The sequence below is a fragment of the Pseudonocardia sp. genome, assembly GCF_025465255.1.
Taxonomy (GTDB): Bacteria; Actinomycetota; Actinomycetes; order Mycobacteriales; family Pseudonocardiaceae; genus Pseudonocardia.
Window position 1 is genome coordinate 1 of sequence record NZ_JAODNI010000241.1, and the last position, 7698, is coordinate 7698.

Consider the following 7698-nt stretch of genomic DNA (forward strand, 5'->3'; position numbering starts at 1 on the left):
GGGCCTGTTCGACGGCCTGCTCACGGGCCTGGTCGAACAGGTCCCCGACCTGGCGGCGGGCCTCCTCGGCGACCTGCCCCGCCTGGTCGGCCGCGGTCTCGACGACCTGGCGGCCGGCGTCGGCGGCAGTCTGGCCCACCGCGCCCGCCTCGTCGCGCGCGACCTGGGGCCTCGACGGATCCGTGGGGTTCTCCGCGGGGAAGGCCGGCGGATGTCCGCTCCTGGGCTGGGTCATCGAACTGCTCCTGTCGTCGTATCCGGTAGCCGTTCGGCTCAGCGCGGCCTACCCGCGGGTGCGGCGGGCAACCGGATCGGCGGCGTTTTCCACCGCAACCAACCGATCGGCGCAGCACCGCGTTCAGGTTGCATCGGGCTGGGTACGTGCCCGGCATGACAGACACGACACCTCTCGCCCTCGTCACCGGGGCCTCCAGCGGGATCGGACTCGAGCTCGCCCGCAACCTGGCCGCGCGCGGCGTCGACCTGGCCGTCACGGCCGAGGACGACCGGCTCGACGCCGCGGTCGCCGACCTGCGGACCTCCGGCGTCGACGTCGCGTCGGTCCCGCCGACCTGCGGCAGCGCCAGGGCGTCGAGGAGGTCTGGGCCGCGGTCGTCGCCTCCGGCCGCCCGCTCTCCATCGCGGCGCTGAACGCCGGGGTGGGCCAGGGCGGCCCGTTCGTGGAGACGAACATCGAGGCCGAGCAGGCCATCATCGACGTGAACATCACCTCGACGGTGCGGCTCGCGAAGCACGTCCTGCAGGACATGACGAGGCGCGGCGAGGGACGCGTCCTCATCACGTCGTCGATCGCGTCGACGATGCCCGGGACCTACCAGGCCGTGTACAACGCGTCGAAGTCGTTCCTGCAGTCGTTCGCGGAGGCGGTGCGGGAGGAGCTCGACGGGACCGGGGTGACGGTGACCTCGCTGATGCCCGGCCCGACCGAGACCGACTTCTTCCACCGTGCCGACATGGACGACACCAAGGTCGGGGCGTCCAAGAAGGACGACCCGGCGCAGGTCGCGGAACAGGGGATCAAGGCCCTGCTCGACGGCGACGAGAAGGTCGTCGCGGGGTCGCTGAAGACGAAGGCCCAGGGCATCGCGAACGACGTGCTGCCGGACTCCCTCAAGGCGAAGGCGCACAAGAAGATGGCGGAGCCGGGGTCGGCGTGACGCAGCGTTCCCGGGGACGCCGCTACGTCCCCGGGAGCCCGCCCGGTACCCCGAGGTCGAGGGCGGCGTGCGCGATCTCGGCCGGGGCGACGTCCAGGCACTCGTGCTGGTAGCGGCAGGTGAACTGGCGGCAGGGCGTGCACGCCGTCGGCACCCCGAGGACCCGGGCCGGGACGGACCGCGGCCGGTACTGCTCGACCAGCTCGGTCCCCGCGAACAGCACCACCACCGGCGTACCCACCGCGTCCGCCAGGTGCATCCCGCCGCTGTTGTTGGCGATCACGACCGCGGCCCCGCCGAGGAGTGCGGCGAGGCTCGGCACGTCGAGCTCGCCGGCCAGCGCGACCGCGCCCGGGATCCCGTCCGCCACCTCGTGCACCAGGTCCCGCTCGGAGCCGGAGCCGCAGACGACGACCGGCAGGCCCGCACCGGTCAGCTCCCGGACCGCGGCCCGGAAGCCCGCCGGCGGGTAGCGCCGCGACGGGCACGACGCCCCGGGCAGGAGTACGGCGTGTGGACTGCCCGGATCCCCTCCGGCCTCCCGCAGCGCCCGCTCGGCGGCCTCGCTGGCCGCGGGCGCGACGTGGGCGTGCAGGGCCGACTTGCCGGGCGGCACCCCGAGCCGGTCGAGCACGTGGAGCGCGCGGTCGACCTGGTGCAGGTCGTCGTGCGGCGACGGCACCCAGTGGGTCAGGCCGGCCCCGCCGAACTCCTTCGACGTCCCGGCCCGGACCGGGATGCCCGCGAGCTGACAGACGTAGCCGGCGGGCCAGGGGGACTGGGAGAAGGAGGTCAGCACGACGGCGGCGTCGTAACGCCGCGCGGCCAGCTCGTCGGCCAGCCCCGGGTCGGGCACCCCCGGCGCCGGCTCGATCCGCTGCCACGACACCCGCGCGACGACCACGTCGTCGACCTCGGGGAGCAGCGACGCCGCGGCCGCGCCGCCCGGTGAGGCCAGCAGGTCGATCCGGGCGTCCGGCGCGGCGGCCCGCATTGCGGCGAGCGCGGGGCCTGCGAGCAGCACGTCCCCGAGGTTGTCCGGCCGCACCACCAGCAGCCGGCGCAGGCCGGCCCAGTCGATCGGCGGCCCGGCGAGCGCCGCCGGATGCTCGAAGGGCTCGTCGGTCCCTCGATCCACATCGGTCACGGTTCGGTCGATACCCCGGCACGGCGCGGCCGAACCGGTTTCGGCCGGTACTGCGGGGGGAACCGTCCTTCCGTGCTGATCACGATGGTTCAGGGCGGGGCGGACCCGGGACGCGACGGCGTCGCCGACTACACGCGCCACCTCGTCGGCGCCCTCGCCGGGGAGGGGACGCGCGTCGAGCAGGTGCCGGTCGACGGGTCCCCGCGCGGCGTGCTCAGGGCGGCCCGCCGGATCCGGGAGCTGCGCCCGGACGTGGTGCACGTGCAGTTCGCACCGTCCGCGTTCGGGTTCTCGCCCTGGCCGGGCGTGCTGCCGGACCTGGTGGGCGCGCCGGTGGTGACGACGCTGCACGAGTACGGGTGGTGGTCCGCGCCGCCGCGCGTCCCGGACGCGGTGTGGCGCGTGCTGGAGCGGACCGGGCGGTTCGACCGGGAGACCTGGCGCCTCGCCCCCGCCGGCGCCGCGGCGGTGACCACGAACGCCGGGCACGCCGCGGCGCTGCGGGCGCGACTCGGCGTCGAGGCCGCGCTCGTCCCGCTGGCGCCCAACGTCCCGGATCTCGGGCGGACGCAGCCGCGGGAGGCGGTCCGGCGCCGGCTCGGGATCCCGGCCGACGCCGAGGTCGTCGCGTTCTTCGGGTTCGTGCACCCGGTGAAGGGCCTGCGCTACCTGATCGAGGCGGTCGCGGGGCTGCGCGCGGCCGGGCGGCGCCGGCTGCACCTGCTCGTCCTCGGCGGGTTCACCTCGCTCGCGCTGCCGGAAGGGGAGGCCCGCGCGTTCCGCGACGAGCTCACGGCGTGGACCCGGACGTGCGGCGTCGCGGACCACGTCACGATCACCGGGCACCTCCCGGCGGAGGAGGTGTCCGCGGCCCTGCACGCCTCCGACCTCGCCGCGTTCCCCTTCACCGCCGGGGCGACGACGAAGAGCGGCGCGCTGCTCTCGGCGTTCGCGCACGGCCTGCCGACGATCGTCACGCCGGCCGATCCTCCCGATCCGGAGCTGGTCGACGGCCGGACCGTCGTCGTGGCCCCGCGGGTCCGGGACCCCGAGGCCCTGCGGGACGCCCTCGTCCGGCTGCTCGACGACCCGGACCTGCGGCGGCGGGTCGCCGCCGGGGGTGCGGCGTCGGGCGCCGAGCGGACCTGGCCGCGGATCGCCGAGCGGCACCGCGAGCTCTACGCCCGCGTGCTGGGCGTCCGCGGGTGGCCCGCGCATGCGTGATGGCACGCGGTATCCGGACATCCTGGTCGTCGACCTGCTCGGCGGGCTGGGGGACCTGGTGATGGTGCTGCCGGTGATCCACGCGCTGGCCCGGCGGAACCCCGGCGCCGCGGTGCGGGTGCTCACCCACGCCCCCGGCGACGTGCTCGTCGAGTCCGATCCGGCCGTCACCGAGGTGGTCCGGGCGGAGAAGGGCGACGAGCGGGCCGCCGTGGCCGCCGAGCTCGACCGCCGCCGCCCGGCGCTCGTCGTGAGTACCACCCGGCACAGCGGGATCCCCGAGGAGATCGAGTCCCGCGGCGTCCGCAGCGTCACGAACCTCTGGCGGAACCCGCCGCCCGACGAGCAGGTCAGCCGCCGCTACCTGCGGATCCTCGCCGCCGAGGGCCTCGTCGACGACGTCGACGTTCCGCCGTCGATCCACCTCACCCCGGCCGAGCGCGTCCGGGGCGCGGCGACGCTGGCCGACCACACGGATCCGGGCCGGCCCGTGGTGCTGGTGCCGGGCGCGGGGATGGCGGTCAAGCACTGGCCGCACTGGGCGGCGCTCGCCCGGGGGCTGGCGGGGCGCGGCACGTCCCCGCTCGTCGTCACCGGGGACCCGGCCCCGGGCGCCTGGGCCGAGGAGCTCGCGCGTCCCCTGCCGCCGACCGGCCTGCGGGACCTCGCCGCGCTGTTCGCCGCGGTGGGGGACCGGGGCGGGACGGTCGTCGGGCCGGACACCGGCCCGGTCCGCATGGCCGCGGCCGTCGGGGCGCGGACGGTCGGACTGTTCGGGCCGACGGCCGCCGCGCGCTACGGGCTGGGCCCCGCGGGCGTCGACCTGCAGGGGCTGCCGGGCTGCCCGCACCGGCGTCCCACGGCCATCACCGAGCAGGTCTGCTGGTGGGAGGCCCGGTGCCCGCTGGCCGCGGACGGCCCCGCGTGCATGGCGGACCTCTCCCCGGACTCCGTGCTGCGGGCGTCCCACGCCGGGTGAACGGGTACCCGGCGAGGTCCGACCATCGAGAAGGAGGCCGACCATGGCAGGCAAGAAGGACGAGGCCGAGAAGATGCGCGACGACGTCCCCTCGACGATCGCCCGCTCCGACGACAAGGCGGTCCGGACCTACAAGAAGACCCTGGAGTCCGCGGAGGAGAGCTACGGCAGCGGCCGGCGCGCCCAGCAGACGGCCTACGCAGCGCTGAAGCACACGCACGAGAAGGTCGGCGACCACTGGGAGCCCAAGGAGGAGTACGGCCCGTCGGACGAGCGGGCCGCCCGCTCCACCCCGGACTCCCGGGATTCCGGCGGGCCGACGGCGGCCGGTGTGGACGCCAACGCGTCCAAGGAACACCTGGTGGAGGTGGCGAAACGGCTCGACGTGAAGGCACCCACGAGGCGGACGAAGGACGAGCTGGTGGAGGAGATCCGCAAGGCCAACGACCGGGCCACCCGGCGGGCGCGGGAGGACTGACCAGCCCGAATACGGAGAGTAGTAGTGGCGACGGAGAGTAGCAGTTGGCTCAAGAGCGTTTAGCTCGATCCTCAATGGCCACTTTTCTTGCATGCGAACCACCGCTCGGCACGTCCCGGAGGCCGTGCTGTTCGACCGGGACGGCACCCTCGTGGTCGACGTCCCGTACTGCGCGGACCCCCGGCTGGTCCGGCCCGTGCCCGCTGCCCGGGCCGCGCTCGCCCTCCTGCGCGAGGCGGGTGTACCCACCGGTGTCGTCACCAACCAGTCCGGTATCGGCCGCGGCCTCATCACCCCCGAGGCGGCCGCGGCGGTCAACCGCGAGGTCGACCGGTTGCTCGGCCCGTTCCGGGTGTGGCGGGTCTGCCCGCACGCCCCCGAGGAGGGCTGCGCCTGCCGCAAGCCCGCCCCCGGGATGCTGCTGGACGCCGCCGCGGAGCTGGGGATCGCCCCCGAGCGACTCGCGTTCGTCGGGGACATCGGCTCGGACGTAGAGGCGGCCGCGGCCGCCGGCGCCGCGTCCGTGCTGGTACCGACGGCGGTGACCCGGCCCGAGGAGATCCGGGCGGCGCCCGTCGTACGGCGGGACCTGGTCGGGGCGGTGCGCTTCCTCCTCGCGGAACAGCGGGGGGCCGGCCCGGGACGCGCGGCATGACGCGCGCCCTGGTCGTGCGCCTCGACGGGGCCGGTGACGTGTTGCTCGCCGGGCCCACGGTCCGCGCCGTCGCCGCCCGGGCGGACGTCACGCTCCTGTGCGGACCGGCGGGCGCCCCCGCCGGGCGGCTGCTGCCCGGGGCGGGCGAGGTGCTCCGCTGGGCGTGCCCCTGGGTGCTCGCCGACCCGCCGCCGGTGGACGCCGCGGAGACCGCCGGCCTCGTCGCGGACCTCGCCGTCCGGGGCTTCGACGAGGCCGTGATCCTGACGTCCTTCCACCAGTCGCCGCTGCCCCTGGCGTTGCTGCTGCGCCTGGCCGGGGTGCCGCGGATCAGCGGCGCCTCGGTCGACCACGCCGGCGCGTTGCTCGACGTCCGGCTGCGGCCCGGCGAGACCCTCGACGAGGACCAGCCGGAGCCCGAGCGGATGCGCGCGATCGCGGCCGCGGCGGGGTTCCCGGCGCCCGCCGGGGACGACGGGCGGTTGGCCGTCCTGCCCTCGCCCGACGTCTCGCACCTGCTCCCCGCGGCGCCGTACATCGTCGTGCACCCGGGCGCCGCGGTGGGCGCGCGGCGCTGGCCCGCCGGGCACTGCGCCCGCTCGGTCGAGCTGCTGGCCGCGGCCGGGCACCGGGTCGTCGTGACGGGCGGGCCGGACGAGCGGGCGCTGACGGCCGAGGTCGCGGGCCGCCGCGGCACCGATCTCGGCGGCCGGACGTCCCTCGCCGAGCTGGGCGGCGTCCTCGCCCGCGCGTCCGCGGTCGTCGTCGGGAACACGGCCGCGGCGCACCTCGCCGCGGCGGTCGGCACCCCGGTCGTCTCCCTGTTCGCCCCGGTCGTCCCGGCCGTGCGCTGGCGCCCCTACGCCGTGCCGCACGTGCTGCTGGGCGACCAGCACGCCCCCTGCCGGGACTCCCGGGCCCGGGAGTGCCCGGTCCCCGGCCATCCCTGCCTGGCGGGTGTCGATCCCGCCGCGGTCGTCGAGGCCGTCCACCTGCTGATCACCGATGTGCTCCGCGCACAGGAGGTGCCCGCATGAACATCCTGATCTGGCACGTGCACGGCTCGTGGACGACCGCGTTCGTCCAGGGCCCGCACCGCTACCTGCTGCCCACGCTGCCCGAGCGCGGCCCGTGGGGCGGCGGGCGGCCCGCCGCCTGGGACTGGCCTGCCAACGCGGTCGAGGTCTCGCCGGAGGAGCTGCGCCAGGCCGACGTGGACGTCGTCGTCCTGCAGCGGCCCGAGGAGCTCGAGCTCGCCGAGCGCTGGCTCGGCCGGGTGCCGGGCCGGGACGTGCCCGCGATCTACCTGGAGCACAACACCCCCCGCGAGCACGCCGCGACGAGCCGGCATCCGATGGCCGACCGGGACGTCCTGCTCGTGCACGTCACCCACTTCAACGCGCTCATGTGGGACGCCGGCTCGACCGCGACGACCGTCGTCGAGCACGGGGTGATCGACCCCGGGCAGCGCCCCGTCGGGGAGCTCGCGGCCGCGGCCGTGGTGATCAACGAGCCGGTCCGGCGGGGTCGCATCACCGGCACCGACCTGCTGCCGGCCCTCGCCGCGGCGGCCCCGATCGACGTCTACGGGATCGGTACGGACCGCCTGGCCGAGCACCTGCGGACCGGCCTCGGGGTGGACCCGGGGACCGCCGCCAGGGTGCGCAGCGGCGGGGACCTGCCCCAGCACCGGATGCACGACGAGCTCGCCCGGCACCGCGTCTACCTGCACACCGCCCGCTGGACGTCGCTCGGCCTCTCGCTGATCGAGGCGATGATGCTCGGGATGCCCGTCGTCGTGCTCGGCACGACCGAGGCGCTCGAGGCGGTGCCGCCGGAGGCCGGGGTGCGCTCCACCGACCCGGCCCGGCTGCGCGCGGGCCTGCGCAGGTTCACCACGGATCCCGCCGCCGCGGCCGCCGCCGGACGGGCGGCGCGCGCCGCCGCCCTAACGCGCTTCGGGCTCGACCGGTTCCTCGGCGACTGGGAGGACGTCCTGGCCCGGGCGGCCCGCTCCGCCCGCAGCCGGCCGGCGCG

9 protein-coding genes and 1 pseudogene are annotated in these 7698 nt (G+C 76.4%); 8 read left to right on the forward strand and 2 right to left on the reverse strand.

The features are described from left to right. Positions 1-235, reverse strand: a pseudogene (locus tag JWP64_RS29980) (hypothetical protein); the annotation flags it as partial. Between the two features lie 155 nt (positions 236-390). Here JWP64_RS29980 and JWP64_RS29985 point away from each other — a divergent pair. Together JWP64_RS29985 and JWP64_RS29990 are read left to right on the forward strand one after the other, a co-directional pair. Then, a complete protein-coding gene (locus JWP64_RS29985) occupies positions 391-651 on the forward strand; it encodes an SDR family NAD(P)-dependent oxidoreductase (RefSeq protein WP_297503654.1) in 261 nt (86 codons plus the stop codon). Then, a complete protein-coding gene (locus JWP64_RS29990; RefSeq protein ID WP_297503662.1) occupies positions 573-1178 on the forward strand; it encodes an SDR family NAD(P)-dependent oxidoreductase in 606 nt (201 codons plus the stop codon). The genes JWP64_RS29985 and JWP64_RS29990 overlap by 79 nt, the downstream gene beginning before the upstream one ends. A gap of 22 nt (positions 1179-1200) precedes the next feature. Here JWP64_RS29990 and JWP64_RS29995 read toward each other — a convergent pair whose 3' ends face one another. Further along, positions 1201-2325 carry a glycosyltransferase family 9 protein gene (locus JWP64_RS29995; RefSeq protein WP_297503641.1) on the reverse strand — a complete coding sequence of 375 codons (1125 nt, stop codon included), beginning with the start codon at positions 2323-2325 and terminating at the stop codon, positions 1201-1203. A 72-nt stretch (positions 2326-2397) separates the two neighbouring features. Here JWP64_RS29995 and JWP64_RS30000 point away from each other — a divergent pair, with 72 nt between their 5' ends. From JWP64_RS30000 to JWP64_RS30025, 6 genes are all read left to right on the forward strand, one after another. Beyond that, a complete protein-coding gene (locus tag JWP64_RS30000; RefSeq protein ID WP_297503643.1) occupies positions 2398-3549 on the forward strand; it encodes a glycosyltransferase in 1152 nt (383 codons plus the stop codon). Continuing rightward, the gene (locus JWP64_RS30005) at positions 3542-4528 is read left to right on the forward strand and encodes a glycosyltransferase family 9 protein (RefSeq protein WP_297503645.1); all 987 of its coding nucleotides are present in this window, start codon (positions 3542-3544) and stop codon (positions 4526-4528) included. The genes JWP64_RS30000 and JWP64_RS30005 overlap by 8 nt, the downstream gene beginning before the upstream one ends. Positions 4529-4571: 43 nt before the next feature. Further along, on the forward strand, positions 4572-5006 hold the full coding sequence (locus JWP64_RS30010) for a ChaB family protein (protein ID WP_297503647.1): 435 nt from the start codon (positions 4572-4574) through the stop codon (positions 5004-5006). 91 nt (positions 5007-5097) lie between these two features. Next, positions 5098-5661: an HAD-IIIA family hydrolase gene (locus tag JWP64_RS30015; protein ID WP_297503648.1), complete on the forward strand. Its 564-nt coding sequence runs from the start codon at positions 5098-5100 to the stop codon at positions 5659-5661. Further along, a complete protein-coding gene (locus JWP64_RS30020) occupies positions 5658-6698 on the forward strand; it encodes a glycosyltransferase family 9 protein (protein ID WP_297503650.1) in 1041 nt (346 codons plus the stop codon). The genes JWP64_RS30015 and JWP64_RS30020 overlap by 4 nt, the downstream gene beginning before the upstream one ends. Next, on the forward strand, positions 6695-7698 hold a 1004-nt coding region (locus JWP64_RS30025), incomplete at its 3' end, for a glycosyltransferase (protein ID WP_297503652.1). The genes JWP64_RS30020 and JWP64_RS30025, both read left to right, overlap by 4 nt.

Coding starts and splice junctions, on each gene's coding strand:
- JWP64_RS30015 (WP_297503648.1), top strand. CDS start 5,098: ATGCGAACCACCGCTCGGCACGTCCCGGAGGCCGTGCTGTTCGACCGG.
- JWP64_RS29985 (WP_297503654.1), top strand. CDS start 391: ATGACAGACACGACACCTCTCGCCCTCGTCACCGGGGCCTCCAGCGGG.
- JWP64_RS30005 (WP_297503645.1), top strand. CDS start 3,542: ATGCGTGATGGCACGCGGTATCCGGACATCCTGGTCGTCGACCTGCTC.
- JWP64_RS30010 (WP_297503647.1), top strand. CDS start 4,572: ATGGCAGGCAAGAAGGACGAGGCCGAGAAGATGCGCGACGACGTCCCC.
- JWP64_RS30020 (WP_297503650.1), top strand. CDS start 5,658: ATGACGCGCGCCCTGGTCGTGCGCCTCGACGGGGCCGGTGACGTGTTG.